Source organism: Nocardiopsis chromatogenes YIM 90109 (genome assembly GCF_000341185.1).
GTDB classification, from domain to species: Bacteria; Actinomycetota; Actinomycetes; order Streptosporangiales; family Streptosporangiaceae; genus Nocardiopsis_A; species Nocardiopsis_A chromatogenes.
Genome location: NZ_ANBH01000191.1, coordinates 1 through 1,207 on the forward strand (window position 1 = coordinate 1; position 1,207 = coordinate 1,207).

Sequence of the window (1,207 nt, forward strand, 5' to 3'; positions counted from 1 at the left end):
ACCCGTGGCAGGGGTGCTGCCGCATCTGGGCGCGCAGCCGCGCGATCTCNGAACACCACCCGCGTGCAGCCGCGCTCGGCGGCCAGCGCCGCCGCCCGGCGGGCCACCTTCGGCGTGGGCAGCAGCATGCCGGTGTCGACCCGGACGACCTCGAAGGGCTGGCGGCGGTCGAAGCGCTCAGGGCTCTCGCCCGCCGTGCCGCCGCGCCGCCCGGAGGCCAGGACGGTCACCCCGGTGCCGTCGGGCCCGGCCAGGCGCCGCGCCATCTCGTAGGCGAACACCTCGATCCCGCCCTCGCGGGGCGGGAAGTCGTTGGTGACCATCAGGGTGCGCTCAGGCATCGGCGACGTCCGCTCCTCTCAATGGCCGGGCGTTCTACACGCCCCCACCGCATGATCGGAGACCCTGCCCGCCGCTCCGCCGCGCCACACCGGGCGCGGCCGGGGTCGGGCCCTTGGTCCCCCGCCGTTCGACGGTCCCGGCCGAACCGCCGCCGGGACCGTCGCGGGAGGGGCCCGGCCCGCTCACCCCACCGACGAGTAGGCCACCACGCCGCGCTTGACCAGGTCGACGGCCCTGCGTGCGGTACGGCGGACCCCGCCGTCCTCCGGGGCGGCCGCGGCGATCTGGCCCAGCAGGTCGATCAGCTGCTTGGCCGTGCGCACGAAGTCGCCCGCGGGCATGTCCGCCTCGCCGAGGATGCGGTCCAGCCGGTCCCCGCGCGCCCAGCGGTGGGCGACCCACACGAACCCCATGTCGGGCCGCCGCAGGAAGGACACCCGGTGCTCGCGCTCGGTCTCGTGCAGCTCCCCCCAGAGGCGCTCCATCTCCTCCAGGGCCTCGCCCGCGGGGCCGTCCGGCACGCGCGGGAACGGGTCGTCGTTGCGCCGCGACTCGTACACCAGGGACGCCACGCACGCCGCCAGCTCCTGCGGGTCCAGATCGTTCCACACGCCGCGGCGCAGGCACTCGGCCACCAGCAGGTCCAGCTCCGAGTACAGCCGCGCCAGCACCCGCCCGTCGCCGGTCACCTCGTCCCCGGTCTCCGGGTCCAGGTAGCCGAGCGACTGCAGCACCCCGCACACCCGGTCGAAGGTGCGGGCGATGACGTGCGACCGGCCCTCGACCCGGCGCCGCAGCCCGTCGGTCTCCTTCTGCAGCCGGAAGTAGCGCTCGGCCCAGCGCGCGTGGTCCTCCCGGTCGGCGC

1 pseudogene is annotated in these 1,207 nt (G+C 76.1%); it reads right to left on the reverse strand.

Features of this window, described 5'->3' with window-relative positions:
* Positions 1-524: 524 nt before the first annotated feature.
* Positions 525-1,207 (reverse strand): annotated as a pseudogene (locus tag D476_RS33805) (DEAD/DEAH box helicase); the annotation flags it as partial.